The 18663-nt window shown below is 36.6% G+C and carries 7 protein-coding genes; 3 read left to right on the forward strand and 4 right to left on the reverse strand.

All coding sequences use genetic code 11. The features are described from left to right. Window position 1 precedes the first annotated feature (1 nt). Both EG348_RS16670 and EG348_RS16675 read right to left on the reverse strand, forming a co-directional pair. On the reverse strand, window positions 2–10234 hold the full coding sequence (locus EG348_RS16670) for a SpvB/TcaC N-terminal domain-containing protein (protein ID WP_123984101.1): 10233 nt from the start codon (window positions 10232–10234) through the stop codon (window positions 2–4). Window positions 10235–10243: 9 nt separating this feature from the next. Continuing rightward, window positions 10244–11617: a T9SS type A sorting domain-containing protein gene (locus EG348_RS16675; protein ID WP_123984102.1), complete on the reverse strand. Its 1374-nt coding sequence runs from the start codon at window positions 11615–11617 to the stop codon at window positions 10244–10246. Between the two features lie 454 nt (window positions 11618–12071). Between EG348_RS16675 and EG348_RS16680 the strand changes: the two genes are divergently transcribed. From EG348_RS16680 to EG348_RS16690, 3 genes are all read left to right on the forward strand, one after another. Beyond that, the gene (locus EG348_RS16680) at window positions 12072–12845 is read left to right on the forward strand and encodes a helix-turn-helix domain-containing protein (protein ID WP_123984103.1); all 774 of its coding nucleotides are present in this window, start codon (window positions 12072–12074) and stop codon (window positions 12843–12845) included. A 139-nt stretch (window positions 12846–12984) separates the two neighbouring features. Next, the gene (locus EG348_RS16685) at window positions 12985–14511 is read left to right on the forward strand and encodes a DoxX family protein (protein WP_123984104.1); all 1527 of its coding nucleotides are present in this window, start codon (window positions 12985–12987) and stop codon (window positions 14509–14511) included. Between the two features lie 24 nt (window positions 14512–14535). Continuing rightward, window positions 14536–14790 carry a DUF6520 family protein gene (locus EG348_RS16690; RefSeq protein ID WP_054511029.1) on the forward strand — a complete coding sequence of 85 codons (255 nt, stop codon included), beginning with the start codon at window positions 14536–14538 and terminating at the stop codon, window positions 14788–14790. A 50-nt stretch (window positions 14791–14840) separates the two neighbouring features. On the opposite strand, the gene EG348_RS16695 is transcribed toward EG348_RS16690, so the two are convergent. Beyond that, entirely contained in the window at window positions 14841–17321 is a 2481-nt protein-coding gene (locus tag EG348_RS16695) for an alpha/beta hydrolase family protein (RefSeq protein ID WP_123984105.1), read from the reverse strand. Then, window positions 17308–18645: a RagB/SusD family nutrient uptake outer membrane protein gene (locus EG348_RS16700; RefSeq protein ID WP_164463312.1), complete on the reverse strand. Its 1338-nt coding sequence runs from the start codon at window positions 18643–18645 to the stop codon at window positions 17308–17310. The genes EG348_RS16695 and EG348_RS16700 overlap by 14 nt, the downstream gene beginning before the upstream one ends. Window positions 18646–18663: the final 18 nt, after the last annotated feature.

The raw sequence follows: 18663 nt of genomic DNA on the forward strand, positions 1-18663 counted from the left end.
TTTACTTTTTATTTTTAAAATAGTCATTAAGCGATTGTCCTGATGTTTCAAACTCCTTGTAAGCTTTATTTATTTCTGCATTTGCTTCCTTGATTAAACCTTCAAGTCCTTCTTTGTTAAATTGATTCTTTTCTACAAGTTTTTCAATTCCTTCTTTAATATATTTTGTGTACGCCGGATGATTTCCATGAAACCTATTAGGTATCGCTTTCAAATTCATGCCGGAATTTTTCAAAATAAAATCTCCAATTTTAGGCATTAATTTATAGAGTTGTTGCGGAATAATATGATGTTTTTGAATCTGTGTAATTATTTTACCACCATATTTCTCAATTTTCGCAGCATCACCGACATATGGAGCAACGGCAATTCCACTAATTGCAGCATTTTTAAAATCACCTTCAAACGCATACCATATTGCATTGGAAGTGTCAGAAATAGGTGTTGGATCTACTAAACCAGCAGCATCGAGAACTACATGTCCAACTTCAGCAGTAGCCGATCCTTTAGCAGCTTGAATTGATCCACTTCTAAACTCTTTGAACCTTTCCTCACCTGATCTTACCCTCGGACCATCACTTGTTGCCTTTACTGCCGCCCAAGGATTAATGCCATTCCACATTTTCTTGAGACCATCAATAACTGTATCTACTTGCTTCCCATTTGGGTCTACATATCGAACAGGATTCTGATAGGTGTAGATATAAGGGTTTAGATTACCTAAATAGTATACACCGCCATTATGTTCGCCATTTCCGTAGAACTGATTTTCTAATACTGGATTATAGATTGCCAATGGATCTACACCGTACCAGATGCTTAATCGAGGATTATAATATCTTGCACCATAATAGTACAACCCAGTCTCGGAATCCAGTTCCTTGGCGTTGAATTTATATGGGTTTTCATATTTTCCCGCAATTTGTTGCTCAACAAATGTTTCTCCGAATGGTAAATTTAAGAAAAATTGTGTTGCAACGGCATTATCGTCTGTTACAAAAGTTGCTGTACCCAGATGATCACCGTGGAGGTAATATAGTCCGGTCTGAGCGCTATTTTTCCCGAACTCGGTCTCAATTGATTCACCATTGATACCGGCCTTCTCCAAATATATTTTAAGGTCATTTTCTGCTTCCAGCGTTGTATTTCTTGGTTGATCTACTGTTACTGGAGAACTTGCTGATCTGTTAAAGATCCCCGGATTATCACCTAAACGGCTTGCGATTCTTTGTGTCCCTGCAAAATAATGTTTGGTAAACATATTATCGGAGGTAATCACAATATAAGAGTTTGGATATATCTTATAATCGCTCAATACCATTGTCCCATTTATCAATGCACCATTTTGATAAAGCGAACTACCTTCGGTCAGGTTATATTTTATTGTTCTGTCCCCTTTATTGTCATAAGAATAGTACTGGAAGATTCCTTCTGGTTTACTGAAATAAGCTTTCATGTTATCTTCTTCATCCCAGTACATTGCCTTATCTCCAATAGTGGATGATAAATTAATAGGATTCCCGTTTGAATCATATTTGAATCCCTCATCTGTTGCTGTATTCTGATCAGCTACTGAACTAACCTGATGCGTACCTTTTTTATATTTATATACATGTTTATAGGTATTTAAAGTATTTGTCACCCCGCTTACGGATTGTGTCTGTACCTTGGTGTTAAGCCCGCCACTTTTGGTATAGGTTAAAGTGGTTTCATAACTTGCATTCATATTGTTAGGATCTACAGGATCACCTTTTATATCCTTTAACATGGCCCCAACTGCATGGGTAAGGCGATTTAGACTGTCGTATCCATAAAGCAACTGATAGCTTCCACCCAACTGATTTGGCGTGATATCCCCGCTATTTGTATTTGAAATTATATTGCCAACAAAGTCATATTTATAATTATTGCTCAGGTAAGTCGTGTAATTATCTTTTTTCAAAATATGAGTATCTAAAAACCTTGTTTTAGGCGCATATGTGTATAGTGAATAAGTATCATTTCCATTTATAAACTTAGTTCTCTGCTCATATTCATCGTACTGGATATCTTTGACATAATCACCATACTGGTCACTTTTTATAGATTTTAAATTTCCTCCTAGATCGTATTTATACCTTATGCGCTCCCCATCCGGATATATAATTGATTTTATACGATTCCAGCTATCATAATCGTAAGCTGTGGTAAAGTTCATAGTAGGGATATTGTATCCGCTAACCTTTCTGTATTCGGAGGTCACTTCACCCATGTTACCGTAGGTGTAAGAAGTCTCTCCGGTACCATCTGACTTAAATGCTATACGGCCTGTTTGATTTCCAGCTGATCCGTATTGATAATTGACATTGCTTGGATTTGAAGCACCATTTGGCAAAGTCGGATAGTTAATTTGAATTAGCCTGTTAAGGTTGTATTTATAGCTTATTGGCGTTCCTGAACCTGAACCAGTTAGATTGGCCGTAAATCGGCTTAACATTTGACCCGCTTTATCGTAGCTAAATCTTGTAATTCCGTGATCGGAGTGAGTTTCTGTAATTCTACGTCCGCCCATATCGTAATCGTATTTAATACCGATATTCTCCGGATCAGTAATTAAGAGCAATTGGCCTACTGCATCATAACTGTATTTGGAAGCTAAAGCCTGTCCTGCTAAATAATTGACCGAAAGAACAGTTTTTCCTTCAGCATTATTGTAGGTTTCAGATTTTAACTGGGCATTGGTATTCTGTAGCTGCGAAACGGTTTTTTTCATAGAAGTACCTTCTATTTCATATTTCGTATCCGTTACATTACCATCTTCATCTATGTCTACTATTACTCTGTCAAGCTGGTCATATAGACTAGAAGAAGAATAAGGTGAAAGTGTAAGTTTCAGTTTCTTATTTAAAACGGCATCTTTATTCTCAAAGGATGGATGATACTGCTTCACAGGTCGTCCATAAATATCAAATAGGGTCAGGCCAGATACAGACATTTTTTCTGCTCCTGCAATAAAAATATCTTTTTTTACCTGGACGGTTTTGCCAGTAAAATCTGCTAATGCAATGGTCTCAATTGGATTATTTGGATAATCAGGATCATAATTCTGTGTGGTTGCTCCATATAGATTGATCAAGTTTCCTGAAGTAGAATATGGCGTGATAAAGTAATCATATTTCACAGTGTATGGTGAAATTCCGACTTCCTTTGGACCTAATATCGAGGTTATTCTTCCCAGGGCGTCGTAGGTGTACTTCATTTTATTTCCTGCCGCATCCGTAGATTCTAAAATTGCATCCCAAGCCGGATCATAAAGCGCAGAAGAGTAAACTCCAAAACTATCTGTGACTTTGGTAACATACTTGCCCAGAGGGTCATATTCGTAAGTTAATTTATACCCGACTGGATTTGTAACGGTGTTTACGTTTCCAAAAGCATCGTAAGTTAACAAGGTTTCTCCTGAAAGACTACCATTTAGTTTAACAGTGACTTTGGTCAGATCACCTGTATTTGAATCCACGTCAGCATTCCGTTGACGCATAATGTTATTGGCGTTGTCATATACCTTTATTTCAGAAGGTATATCAAGAATGTTTTTAGTCGTTAATGCCGGAATATTATGATATAATATTGCTGAATAAAAATTAGCACTTGCAACATTGCTGTTATATCTATAGCCTGTTAACTGAGCCTTATTGTTATAAGTCATTACAGAACTGGTGGTTATAGAGCCGCCATTTTCATAAGTTGTGTTGCTGCTACCTGTCGGTATAACAACCGCAATTTTATTTCCCTGTGTTCCTCCAGTGTCATAACTTTCAAACTGGGCAGCCGGGATTTCTTCAAGCTGCGAATAATTGTTAATATATTTATAAAGTTTATATGTACTTTCAGATGTGCCTTTCAATACTGTACCACTATAAATTTCACTTTTGCGAAGCGTTCCATTATTGAAATAATTACTGTTATAAAAAGTCTGAACGGTTTTTCGGTAGACGTTGGTACCGTTCATATCTTCAGTAATTACCTTTTCAAAACCGTAATTGGTTCTTTCCCTTCTATCGTATTTTGGGTTTTCATATTTGAAATGGGAGACAATATTTTTATCGTCAGTTGAAATTGTATAAGCATCCGAATCGACATTAGGATTTAGAATTTTTACTTCCTTCATCACTAATTTCGCATGGGAATCGTTATATGAAGGTTTTGTAAACTCATAATCTATGGTGAATGTACCATTGGAAGTTTTTTCAGTTACTTTGGAAAGCTTGTTGGTGCGTCCGATTTTAGAGTAATTCACCTGCAACCCATTGCCATTATTAATTACCAGATCGGGATAACCATCACCATTTACATCTCTGAGTCCTTTATTGATTTCTGACATGGACACACCGATGTTTCCGCTCATGTCTGCACCAGCTCTAAAATAGAGAATGGTAACTCCAAACAGCCAAACGATAGGGATGTTGATATAAAAACCACCACCTAAAGTTAGAGCACCGTTATAGGTTTGGCTATCATTTGCAAAATTTATAACTCCACCAGTCTTAGACAATCCTTGAGCTGGAGCAAATTTGTTTCCTGTATTATAGCTTACTGATGTGTTTCCATTAACATCAACAGTGAGAAGATCTATCAGCCCATCGCCATTGACATCCTGAAATGATTTTTTGGTACTTCCTGTGGATGATGATCCGGTCAGGCTCCCTGAAATCCCCCAACCAGAACTAAAACTAGAAGTTTGAGAAATCATGCCTGAAAGTCCACCACCAATACTTACAGAAGTCGATCCTACTGGTTTTGAAGCATAACTGTCAAGGCTGGCAAATGACTCATAAGGGTTATTGATTAATCCTGTTCCATAATTTAATTTATATTTTACCTGACCATCCTGAAGTTCAACCCTGTCTACCAAGCCATCACCATTTACATCTAACCAATACTTTAATCCTTTATCATAAGAATCTGGGTAATCGGAGAAACTCGTTCCTCCTGACCACGCTGCGGAAGTATCAGGTTTAGATGAAGAATTTGAATTGGTTGTATTTCTTCCTACTGTTTTTACTGCTGAAACATTAAATGCAATAGTGTTCGTTCTCTGAAAACTATCATTATTAGAAATTACAGAATCAGGATTGTTTTCTAAATTCCTTCCCTGACCACTTTTAAGGCCACCAAGTGAATTTGTCAGTTGTGATTCTGTTCTATAGAGCATGTCCGGATAACCGTCTCCATTCACATCAAAGAAGTCTTGTGTATTGATGTTTCCGTAGCCTCGCAGTTCTGAGGTAGAAGTTGAAACCACGGGAATACCAATTCCCCAATTTGTGGTTTTAGCTTTGCTCTTTTGCTTTTTCTCTATGGCGTACATCGATGTATTAGGATTACCCTGTACCTCAATGTCCTGTTCATCCGGGTCGTCATCCACAAAGAATGGGGTCATAGACTCTTCATCTCGGAATGACGAAGCCATCGAAAATTGCTCTTGAAAGCCATTATTTATCCATTTTTCTACAATGCCATGATCACCTTTAGCATAATAAGTGCTCAATGGAACGATCGGATTAAATCCTGCCAGAATATTGGTATTTGCCATATTGAGAAAATCCGTTTGAACAATATTTCCTACGCACTCGGCATATTGGTCTTCATTTGTAATTCCGGAACATGAAGAAAAATTGTAGTTAAACTGACCAAAAGGAGAATCTAAAAAATCATTATTAATCAATGCTCCATAAGAATCCTTTGGTGTATCTGGATTGATGGTATAATCAGGTGTTGTTGTACCCGATGGTCCGGTTGGAATATCTCGGGGGCCACCAGGAGGCGTTAATGAATTACTTGTTTTTTTAACATCCTTGCTTTCGTTATAAATGAATTGTCCCCAATTGTGATATACGGCACTGATGCTATTGAATTCCCCTGTGTTTAAGGCTGTTTCAACAGTCGAAGACCATAATTGTTTATTTGGACCATAATAGATATTAAATATTTTATTTTGAAGCTGCATCTTCAGTGCTTCGTAAGCAGCGCGGTCTTTTTGGGAGTTACAATAAACTACAATGTTTATCTTATCATCCAGTTGTACGGATTGATAAGGATCTCCCGTATAGAATAAAATAGGATCTAAATAACCATTGGTGGAGGTTTCTGTCAATCCTGTATTTGAAATTTTAACCCATCTTTTGCCTAATACATGGCCGCCTCTTTTGATCACGTATAAGAAACTTCCTTCCAGAGATGGAGCAAACGTGAAGGTTTTATTAACTAGAATTAAATAATCATTAGTTCCTTGTGGTGCATTGTTTAAATCTGCAACATGAAACTTCTTTTTAAAATCCCGTACATAATAAGATGGATAGTCTGCAACATCCAAAACATTTAATGACCCCTCTGATACATTGATATTTTTCCATTCAATTTCTTTGCTCATATAGGAATCTGACAATACATGGAATTTCAGATGATATCCACCGGGAATAGATGGACCTACGAAGAAATTTGTGTCTACTGCTTCAATGTTGACAGGGCCAGAAGATTCATTGTACGTTTTGGAATATACAACTGTAATATCAGTTGGATTCACTACCTCTGCTTTTGAAAGGGTAATCTTAAATGTAACATCATCATTAAGTTTCGGTACTGTGAACCCTGGAATCTGTATATGACCATTACCCATATAGTCAAATTTGAGGGTCTTCGTCTGGTTATTGAGAATATATTTTTCAGAATAACCTAAGTTGTTCGGCATGAAATCGTCGAGTTCCTCATCCTGCGAATCCACGATTTTAGTTCCGTTGGCGTTTACATACTGAACTGAAGGTTTGGTATTGACTTCATAGTTAATACCTGTTTTCTTATGTAATCTAAAATATACCTTGTCACCGGATTCGACGTGTATTCTTGAAGAGTTATTGATTCCCAGCGGTGTGCCCGGATAGTCATTATAATGCTCCACATTAATTGCAGTATTTGGATTACCCCCGATTAAAGTAGTCAGAAAAACACGTCCATTTTTAGGTAAATTTTGGGGATTCTTTACTTCGATCGAATAAACCGCTCGTGCTTTAGTCTTCTGTATATCCGTGATCGAAATGTTATCAGAAATGGTGATGTAGCCCGCTTTTGGCGCAATCCATACTTTTACAACATCATTTTTTGCCTTAACGGGCTCTTCACCTTCGTCATCATCCAAATCTTCCGGTTCTGTATAAGGAACGGGTACGCTCCCTTTCATAACCATATTTTCGGTCATATCACTGGTCGTAACCATTTCTGGTTGACCATTAGGGTTTATTTTGTTGAACCATACTTTATCATCTTTGACTACGTCCGGCAATCCATCAGAATTAGCATCAATCAGATAAACAGGTGTTTTAGAGTCACTCTCTGACCAGCTTTTGGTAAAGTCAAAACCCATCTTCCACCAGTTTATTAGAACTGTTGCCCCAGCATTGAATGTGCTGCCAGTGGTTTTTGTGAAATTTGATTTAAGGTTCAGCACATCCATTTGAGGTGCACTAAATTCAAGGTTTCCATTCCCGTCCAAAGAGCCAGGAATTAGCTTGATCCCATTATCGCCATTTCTTTTTCGGTATAGAATATCAACAAGACCGTCACCATTAAAATCAAGAAGCTCTTGTCCTCTTTTAATATCTGGATATGATTCGCCGACAAAGCCGCTCACCATAAAATTCTTGTCGCCTGATCTGTGTGGAATAAACAGACCAAGTCCAGCTCCGGTTCGCAGTGACCAACCCCATTCAAAATTATTGTCGGCACTGATCCTTGAAGGTGTTAAAGCGGAGTTCACTGTACCAGAAAAAGCGTCAGGTGCAGGCGCATTTACAAATTTATCTGGACCAAAAACAGCATTACCGGTATCATTATAATAATCCAGCTGATAATTTACGCCTGGTCCTGATATGGATTTAAGGAGACTCTTATAAAACTGGCCGGTGGTATAGGTAAAATAGTAGTTTCTAATTCCATTTGTTTCATGTCTGATATCGATCACATCTAAGCGCTCTATTTCAACACGTTTTAATCCATCTTTGGTGTTGATTGAATAATCCGGTCTATTAGGGTCTTTACACGAAAAATGTATTGTATAAGGACCATCTGCATCGTTTACACCAGAATATTTGATATAGTCAATATGGAACTGCCGGCCCTTTTCCAGATTGAGATTGTCACCGGAAATAGGAACCATACCCTGAACGAACTGTTTATTGAGGTAGGTATATTTGATATTGTTATTGTGGGTATCAATTTCTTTTGTGATGCCCCATTGTACAATACCACCGCTGTTTGCTTTTACTACGGCATTTTCATTTACTCCATTTTCATTTCCACCATAGTATTTCTTTGTACCATCTGTCGTAGTGACTACCCAGGTATAGGTAGAGGGGGATGAACCATATCTTTCAATTCGTGTAAAATTGTTATTTTTTCTGAGGTAGAAGTTCTTTTTGCCAGCAGTTCGAGGTTGTCTTGTAATATCCATAGAGCCTGGTGTACTGATATGTCTGTGAGGAAGGTAGTCTCCTTCATATATTAACATTTCACCGTCCAAAAGATATATTTCAGACTCGTATCCATTTTCAAAAGTTGGTGTACCCCAGCGGGTATCCAGTGTTATTCCCGAAATACCGGAAATATCCCAACCTTCACCCATCCATCCATTACCTTTGCTACTATTGTAGGTAATGGCTAAATGTGGTTGCATTCCATTTGTTCCCGCCGGGATAATAACAGGGTATGACATTGCAGCATCCCCTTTTTGGTTAGGACTAGGTGGTGCCAGCAACTGCATTCCCGAAGTTGGATCACCACCTTTTAGCCCACTGATACTTGTTGGGGCAAATGAGTTAACGACAGGAGATTCAGGAACCGAGATGATACCATTTATATAATCATTATCCTTATCACTTTCAATGACTACTGTCTTTGATTTTTCGTCAACTACTGCGGAGGATTCTATCTTCCATTCCTTTTTCTCATAATCGAAATAGAAAACCTTTATATCTTTTGGAGAAATCAGTCCAAGACGGTTTTCATCATACGGCAACGATAATTTTAATTTCTTTGCAAGCTTGCCCGAAGTAATAGAAATTCTATATGCAGCGTTATTTAAAGTAACATTTTTAAGACCTTGTGCTGTAGATGGGAAATCCTTCTCACGAAGTTTTAAGATTTCCACAGAAGCCGACTTTGAAGTCTCTTTGTCAATTTTTACATCCAAATTTTCATAGCTTATATTATATTCGCTATCATTTGAAATTTCAATTTTTCTTGATGAGAAATAAGGTTTGTCGATTATTTTATAAGCTTTGACGGCTGCCGGGATTTTGTACGCCTGCATACTACCATCTGTGGAAACCGTAAAATGTCCCGATTTCTTATCCTGTTCGGTTAGCTCGAGGATTTTTTCGAACTCCCTGTTTTGAACGTTGATCTTCTCTTTGTTAATATAAACTGCACCTGATTGGAAGTTATTTCCTTTCACATATAATTTGTCCTCTGAAAGAACAGAGCTTACAATTACATTCTTATTAGTGGCTTTATTGTTTTCAAAGACAATCTTTAAATTCTTAACTTTATACTTTACCCCAGCAAGTGGCGTGTTGAACAATATTGTATTTGTTCCCGTACGAAGTAAATCCGAACTGATCTCTTCACGCTGATGGTTCCACTGTGCATTAGGTACTATGATGTCCCCACCAAATGCTATATTGTGATTCAAAGACCGCGGAACAGAATGATAGGATGCTAACCCATAAAGATCGTATTCTAAATATGCCGTCTTTTTAGCATTCACTCTATCAGGTAATTCAACGGTAAAAAAGTTGTCAGAAATTCTGTCTTCTTCTTTCTCAGAGAACGTTCCAATGGTTCCCTGCTTTTCTTTTGCATCGAAAACATGGTTTACATCTGAAAAATTGTTGTCAAATTTTCCAATTACATTAGCATCTGTCTTTTCCTGCTTTTGTACTCCTTCTTTTTGAGTATGTTCAGATTGCTTATTTCCTGCTGATGTTAATTTTTCTCCGGTTATATCATCGGGAGGATCTTTAGCATCTGTTATGGAGGGCTCATTATCAAGATTTAATTTGTGCATTAAATCTCTTTTAAACGTCCGTATTTTCTGTCTGTCCTCTTTATTAAAGCTTGCGAAAACAAGCATACAAGTAAAGAAAAGAACAAAAAGACACGACTTCTTACTGATAGGAAGTTTTTTAAAATTGATTTTCATGGTGCGATTTTATTCTACGATTAATTTGAAAGTTTTTATGATTTTACCGTTTTGGGTCAGATTGATTAGGTATGCGCTCTGTGTCGGTAAATGATTCACATAGTGTGTGGACTTTTGGTCAACTTTATCCAGGGCAACTAATCTTCCTGCACCGTCATAGATAGAGACAACAAGATTCTCCATTGCAGGAAAGCGGACTGTGAAATTTTGGCCAGCCTTTACTGGATTTGGATAGAGTACAATCTGATCAAGATCAAGGGAAAGACTGTTAGGATCTATTGGATTTGCAAACGTTGAGTTACCATCCTTAACACCTTTAGTTTGGCTTACTGCAAAAGTAAATTGAGCGGTATCCGTATTCTCTTTAGCGGTGATAAACTCAATCTTATTAAAGAAAACATAATTATCTATTTCAACGCCCTGTATTTTTCGTATTTCGCCGAATGTGTTTTTGAGAAACATCCAATAAATACTTGGCAAGGATTTGGGATTTAACAGCGATTTTTCAATTCTAACTTTGTAGTCACTATTCTGTGTTTTTGGGCCAACAAAATTGATCTCCCAATTCCTCTTCAAGACATTAAAATTGCCATCCTGTTTAAAGTCAAGTTCTTTATTGTCATCCGACCAAATAATAAATTCATAATTGTTCAGCATGGATGCGTTTTCTGCATTCGTTCTATTAATGTCGTTTTTGCCTATTGCTAAGATTTGATCAGCAGTGTTCATGGATTGCTTCTGGTAAAGCTCATTTCCATCGTCTCTACCCAATCCTGTTGGTCTATATTTAAAATCCCCGTGTTTTTCCGGGTCCCAAATAACTTTTTCCTCACTGCTGAAATATTTTCCTTTTTCCAGGGAAACACCATACTTAATAGATAGGTAAGAATGAATATTATTTAGTTCTGTTACCTTTGCGCGTTTGGGAATAAAAATCAATTCATAAAGATTTTGATCTTGAAATTTTATTTTCAGACTATCCGATTTTCCTTTTTTTGGATCAGATCCACTTGTAAACGAAAAAATACTGGGTCGTTTGCGTAATTCTATATTTTTAGCGCCTCCAATTTCGTATCTATTATTGGATAGGGATACATTTTTGTCTGAATTTTGCCAGATTGGGTCGCTCTCCTTAGAGGCATGAACAACACTAAGTGTATGGCTTTTATCCCGGCTGTATTTAATATATTTTTTGATGAATTTATCCTTAATTCCGCAATGGAAGTTTAACAGATTTTCATCTTTACATTTTATACCATCACGAGCGGCACTGTTTGCTTTTTCCCATAGTTGTATGTCGGATTTCACTAATTGTGAAGAGACCGAAATGGAATATAAGAAAAATGGTACGAGGAAGATTCGGAGTGAGAAAAGTTTATTCATTTCATATTTTTTTCATTATTATACAGATAAGAAATAATCTTATCGGAGGAGTGGGGAGTAGTTATAATTCATCTTCTTGTGATATTAATGGCAAAGCGGAGCGCTTTTTTCAAGAGAAGAAATATATTTAGTTAGAATTCCCACTATATAAGGAATTATTGTTGCCCTAAAAATCTGTTTGTTTTAGGAACTTATTGATATATAAGTTGTTTGATTGGATGTGAAATAGGTTTTATCATTTGGTTGTTGTTTTTGTGAGTTTAAATTTAGAGCGAATTTATTTTAAAAGTATCCGTAAAAACCCCATATTTTACTTAGTGTTTTTACGGGTATTCTATGTCAATTGTCTTTTGTTTAATTCTCGATTGTATGATTTAATTTTGTTATTATGTAATTAAATACATAAATTGACTTTTTATTGTTTAGTTTTTTCTCCGAACTAAAATAACGGCTCATGAATATCTTTCTACTGTCTATAATTGACAACAGCATTGAAGGAGCGATGATCAGATTTTCGCAACTCCCAATAAATTCATCTTTACTGAATAATCATCATCTTGAAACGCTTGGTAACTCAGTTAAAAAGATTGTAGATACCTATATTGGGTTTTTCAAAAGCATTAATATTGCTCCCTTTCAATATCAGTATAATACCAATAGAATTGAAAAGAGGTTCGAGCTAACTGCAATAAATAGTAGACCGCTCGACGGTATTGACAAAAAACTCCTTAGTATAATTACGTTCCCGATCAAAAAAGCGGTTATACCTATAAATTTTCACCTGCACCAGTCCACCAGGATTTTTCTTTATACGGGAATAGGTGCTTTTGAAAGTGTTAGCAATACAATTGTTTTTTTTCTCTATGAATTATCTATTTCAGATGACCTCATCAGATATACGCCTACATCACTACGATATCTGGATAACATATTATTTGAAGATGACCTTTCGAAGTTTAATTCCGGACGGGAACTGGCAAATAGTTTTGGCAAGAATTATAGCAAGTTCCAGCAAGATTGCCGTGAATATTTTAGGGATACCTTTTATCAATTTCATAATAAAATCAAAATGATGAAGGTCTTAGAAGATGTGATGTTAAGTGATTTAAGTTTGAAAGAAATTGCTTATAAAAACAAATTTTTAGATTATAACAGTATGTATAGAATATTCAGGACCAAGTATCGCTTTCCCATACATTGTATCCCTAGATTGATGATACAAATTTAGATGATATTCCCGCATTTCCTTGAAATGAGGACTTTTTGCCATGTTTTAGGGACTTTTTGCTATGTATTTTATACTATTTGCCGTTTTTTTAAAAAAAATTGTAGTGAGATTTACAGCAGGAAATTAAATCACATCCCTGATGAGAAAATCTATTACTCTCTTCCCAGTTATAGCTGCTTATTTTTTTGTTCTACTGTTCTTTTACGCAAGCATCAGCAAAGTGTTAGATTTTGAGAATTTTCAAGTACAGTTGGCACAATCTCCATTACTGAGCGCATATGCTGGATTTATTTCTTATGTTGTTATCATAACTGAACTTGTCATTTGCCTTTTGCTTTGCTTTCCGGAAACCAGGCTTATTGGCTTGTATGGTTCTTTAAGTTTGATGTCGGCATTTACGATATATATTTACCTCATACTTAATTATAGTGATTTTGTGCCTTGCTCATGCGGCGGCATTCTTGAAGAATTAGGCTGGACCGAACACTTGATTTTTAATGTTTTCTGTATTCTCGTTTCGCTTATTGGTATTTATCTTTTGAGTAATTTAAACTCAGTAAGCAAATTCAGAACAAGCGTTAGTGCATTTGGGGCTAGTCTCCTTTCTGCTGGAGTTGTTTTAAGTTTATTTTTATTGTCCGAGGATATTATAAAAAAAGAAAACAACTTTACCAGGCGCTATCTTAATCATCCGATTGTAGAAGATAAACAGTATGATCTTAAGTTCAATTCCTATTATTTCGCAGGATCATCGAATGGGAAAATATTTCTGGGAAATCATACAGCTCCTAAAATACTCAATGTTTTAGATGTAATTACTGGTGTTATTACGGCTTTCAAAGTCGAGCCAGATGAGGTTGGATATACTTTTCGCGCATTAAAATTCATGGTGAAACCTCCTTACTTCTATTTGTATGATGGCTCAGTACCGATTATTTACCGTGGCAGGATTGGTGAAACCAAAGCAAAAACAATAAGTTATCGTGATGGCTACTTTGATGAAATGGTGGTCATGGATAGTAGCCTTTTTGCCATTCGTACGCAAAGCAGCACAAATAAAAACCACATATTAGGAACTATAAATGTTAATAAGGGCGTTCTACCCAGGCTATTTATAAGTGACCAACTACTAGAAAAACAACAAGATGGCATTTTTGATTCAGATGGTCAACTGGTTAGTGATGATAGAAATCCGGATAACTGTTACTATGTCTATTCCTATCGTAACCAAATTTTATCAATTGATAAAAACCTGAATTTGTTACGAAGACAGAACACTATTGATACCAATTCGAAGGCAAAAATCAAAGTGGTGCAGCTATCGGATGGTAAACGTAAAATGAGTGCTCCGCCTGTAATAGTCAATAAGAAAACTGTGGTTCATCAAAATCTTCTTTTTAACGAATCCGGAGTAATCGGGAGATATGAACAGAAAAAGCAATGGAGAAATTCTTCGATTATCGACATTTATAATGTTCAGGAGCCGTCTTATGTTGGTAGTTTCTACGTGCCGGATAATGGAAAAAATAAGATGTCACATATGCTTGTTTCAGATAAATACCTATTTGTACTCTCGGGAACCATGCTTATAAGATATCACTTTACAAAAAACATGATACAAAAGTTCAAAAACGGGGGAAGCCGAAAAACCGTTTACAAAGAGTAGGCATTAACTTCAAAACTTTACATTATGAAAAGGTTTAAAAAAATCGTGTTACCAGTAGCTATTGTTATGATTGCTGCTTTAGGTGCTTTTGCGACCAACTCAAGCAAAAAAACGGCTATGCATGACGGCTACCGCTACGATGAATTAAGTGAAACTTGTGTGAATACACAGATTCAGTGTAGTGACGTTCCTAGTTCGTTCATTTGTACGGATGGTTCTGCAAACCAGCTACGCCAAATCAGTGGTACAAGTTGCCCTGATTTATTGTTCAAACCTTAAAAAAGAAAGGTGTCCGAAAACTTCGGACACCTTATTTATTTATTTATAGACTAAAACCAGGAAGGGCGCATAGAGCCTTTAAGATAATAGTCGAACCATTGCATAAATCTTTTTGTAGCCTCTTTCTGATGCTCTTTCCGTACGATCGCGTGACCTTCGCTAGGAAATAATAATAATTTGGAGTCTTTTTTTAGGCTTTTCATGGCAATAAACATTGCAACACTCTGATTCCAGTTGACGTGATAATCTTCTTTGCCTGCCCAAAGCAACAGGGGAGTGTTAATTTTCTCTGCATGAAAAATCGGATTGTTTTCATAATAAACCTCTTTAATGTCATAGAATGAACCGGAAAACCGGAAACTCTGATCAGTGTACCTGTAAATCTCAGGACGGAGCCAGTTCTGATTGAGAGAAAAATACGAAGCCGTAATATCTGATAGGGAGGCGCCGCTGATGGCCGCTTTGAAAATATTGGAATGACAAACGAGATAATTAACCTCGAAGCCACCAAAGGAATGACCAATAATGCCTATCCGGTTTAGATCAATATTGTAGAATGAAGCTGCCGTTTTTATTGCTGTTTCCACACAGGATAATGCAGACTGGCCGGGTTCATCTTTCTTGTAAACAATACGGGGTAACAAAATGATGTAACCATTCATAGCTGAAAGGGACCTGTTAAAACCGTTCTGGCCGTAATAGCTTGGGTAAACAAAATCTTTGTAGCCTTTGGCTTCATTTTCATAAATCCTTACGATCATAGGATACTTCTTTGATGCGTCATAATCTGGAGGCAGTATTACTCCACAATAGTCTGATTCTCCATCTTTATTTTTCCAAAAATGAACTTTTGTACTGGGGAAAAGTGAGGGCTCAAAATTTTCCTTATTGCTGTAATATGTTGTTCTTTTCTTTTTCGAATTAATATTATACAGTTTTAGAACATAGGGCTCATTTCCATTTTCTGTCACGTAGGTAACCATATTTTCTGCATATACCAATTGACTGATCGTATTTGCACCGAGCGACTCAATGACATCAATTTTCTGATCTTTATAGACCGCTAGACCTTGCATGGAGCCATCATCCTTGCTAATATCAAGCAATAGAAAATTTTCGCCTATTTCATTAAAATTGGTCCATTTTAATCTTTCCACTGGTTCATTAATACTGTTATTAAGTATTCGATAGGAAATATGGCTGTCAATGGAATGGGTGAGCCTAATTGCTTTATTGATTACCAAATCATATTCCCAGATATCATTTTCATCTGTCAAAAATACTTTTTTGTTGTCGTGGCTTAGAAATAGCCTGCTTATTGCAATGCTAACTTTTTCATTCAGCCTGTTAAACTGATAAAAATTTGTAGATAAGCCAGCTGTTAGGTTAACCTCTTTTCTCTTATCGTAATCGTACATCCACCAATCTTTATTTTTAAAATAAAACAACTGGTTAAACTTTTTAGACACATGGAAATATTGACCGCTTATATGTTGCGCGGTAAAAATAGTTTCACCAGTCTTCAGGTCTCTGAGCCTGAAAGTTGGAGATGCAATCTCCTCGGTGAAATCATCGTTTTCCAGGTCGTAGAAATCTAAAAAAACTTTATTATCAAAAATAAGAGAACTGCGTGTTGCTCCAAAAATAGGAGGGTTTTCGTACTTCGCAGAAGTATTTACATCGAAAATCAGATCTGTGTAGCCTTCGATCTTATTTTTCATAATTTTAGGCTTTATCCCTTTATCTTCTGAAGACCAGACTTCAATCGAATCTGAGTTCTTAACGTTTTTAAAAGGCTGTTTGGAAGCACTTAGATAGCCAGAGTCAAAAAAATTGTAGCGGGAATAAGCTGCGAACGCTGCCGGAAGTTCTTTCTCCAGTTGAAGGTGGCCTTCGAAATCATAAAACCTTGCAATTGTTATACTATCTCGTGTCAAAACTTGTTTAACAAGTTTTTCATCTATGCTTACTTCTTCCTTTAATACGCTCCAGCGCTGAAAATTATCCACAAGGATTTTTTCTTTTAGTGTTTTTAAATTGAGAAGGGAGACTACATTTTTCTTTCTTATCCATAAATTCCCGTTTGTTATTGTTAATTTTTCAACGTTCGCTGTTTTATATCGAACCAGCCCTGAATTATCTACAACCGAAATCTCCTTTGCTGTTGTTGTCAGTATAGTATTGCTCGTATCTGAATCATGGGTGAAACCCGAAATTTGCTGAAACTGAAATTCCTCCTGCTTTTTCAAGTTTCTGATGAAAACAGTATTATCCTTATTCCTTAGTATCAAAATTTTATCATCAAGATATACCTCACCTGGATTTCTGAAGATGGTCGTTTTTAAAGTAGCGCCATTTTGCAAAACACCTTCCTGTTCCCCATCATCATAATGTTTTACAAAATATATCCAGTTACCATTTTTGGTCACACTTTTATTAAAGACCTGGTACCATTGGGAGTTCTGCCCAGATAAAAGTTGAGCAAATACTAAATAGGTAAAAAGGGCAATGCATGATCTAGTAGCCTTCATTTTGTGGTTTAAGATTTTGGTTAATTAAGAGTTCTTGTTCCGGCAGTGGCAGATTTCTGAAATAGGTTTTCCAATTGGATTTTAGGGGTAAAATCTTCTGGTCTAAAAGGTCTTTTCTTTTCAGGTCAAAAAATCGATGTCCGAATTCAGTGAAAAGCTCATGCTGTCTTTCATTGAGGATGGCTAATCGCAACTGGGTCTGGGATGATGAACTATCCCCCTGTAAACCGGCTTTTGAGCGCATAACGTTGAGGTATATCTTAGCCTGCGCGGAATTGCCCATCTCATTTTCTGCTTCCGCCAATATCAGATATGCTTCTTCAATGCGGAAAACAATGGTGTATTCAACAGAAGCAGCGGTTTTATTATTCTGCTTGTATTTATAAGGATGATAAAAAGTACTTTGGCCGTTAGAAACTTCTTTAGTCCATTTAAGCTTCCGTAAATCTCCATTCTCAAAAGAGCTCATAAAACTTGAAGAGAGCACAGCATTTGGCGGTGGCAGTGTTTGGAAAATAAAATACTGCCCCTCTAAAGTATTTGCTGCTACCTCAACAGGCATAAATTGAAGTACAGCACTTTTGGAATCCTTGAGGAAGGCCATGTCCAAATTTTGAACAACGGAATAATCGGGATTTGCTATCACCTTTAAAGCATAATCTTTTGCCAATGCCCAATTATTTTGATAAAGGTAAGCTCTGGAAAGAAGCAATTGTGCCGTGGATTTATTGGCTCTTGTCCGTCCAGTGCCGGGATAGCTGTTACCAAGTTTTGATTCGGATGATAATAAATCTTGAATCAAAAGATTATAGACTTCCGGAACTGATTTTTTTGGAATATTTTGGTTAATAATATAGTTTGTTGACTGTACATAAGGAATTTGGTCATATAGATTCACAAGATAAAAGTGTAGAAGAGCCCTGATAAAGAAAGCTTCACCCAAAAGCTGGTTTACTGTAGCTGAGTCAAGATAGGAGCTATTTTCCTGTACGCCTTCAATGATATTATTTACGGCATATATCTGCTGATAGGCATTGGTCCAAAGACTTCTGACAGCTAAATTATTGGGCTGAATGCTTAGTTCGTAAAACGTCCGAAAGTCTGTCTGCTGAGCAGTGACAGATGTCAGCTCGTCAGTATAGCATCCCAGTAAATAATTCATCCCTGAAGTATCTCCTGTAAGGATGCCCTTGGATCTTAAATTCGTGTACACATCGGTTAGTGCAGCAGTTGCCGTTTCTTTGTTTCTAAATACTGTTGTCTGTGATATTTGGTTTTTGGGATCATCAAGTTCCAAAAAATTTTCACAGCTGATTGCCGTCATTGTAAGGGCAATAAGTAT

It is taken from the genome of Chryseobacterium sp. G0201 (genome assembly GCF_003815655.1).
Lineage (GTDB): Bacteria > Bacteroidota > Bacteroidia > Flavobacteriales > Weeksellaceae > Chryseobacterium.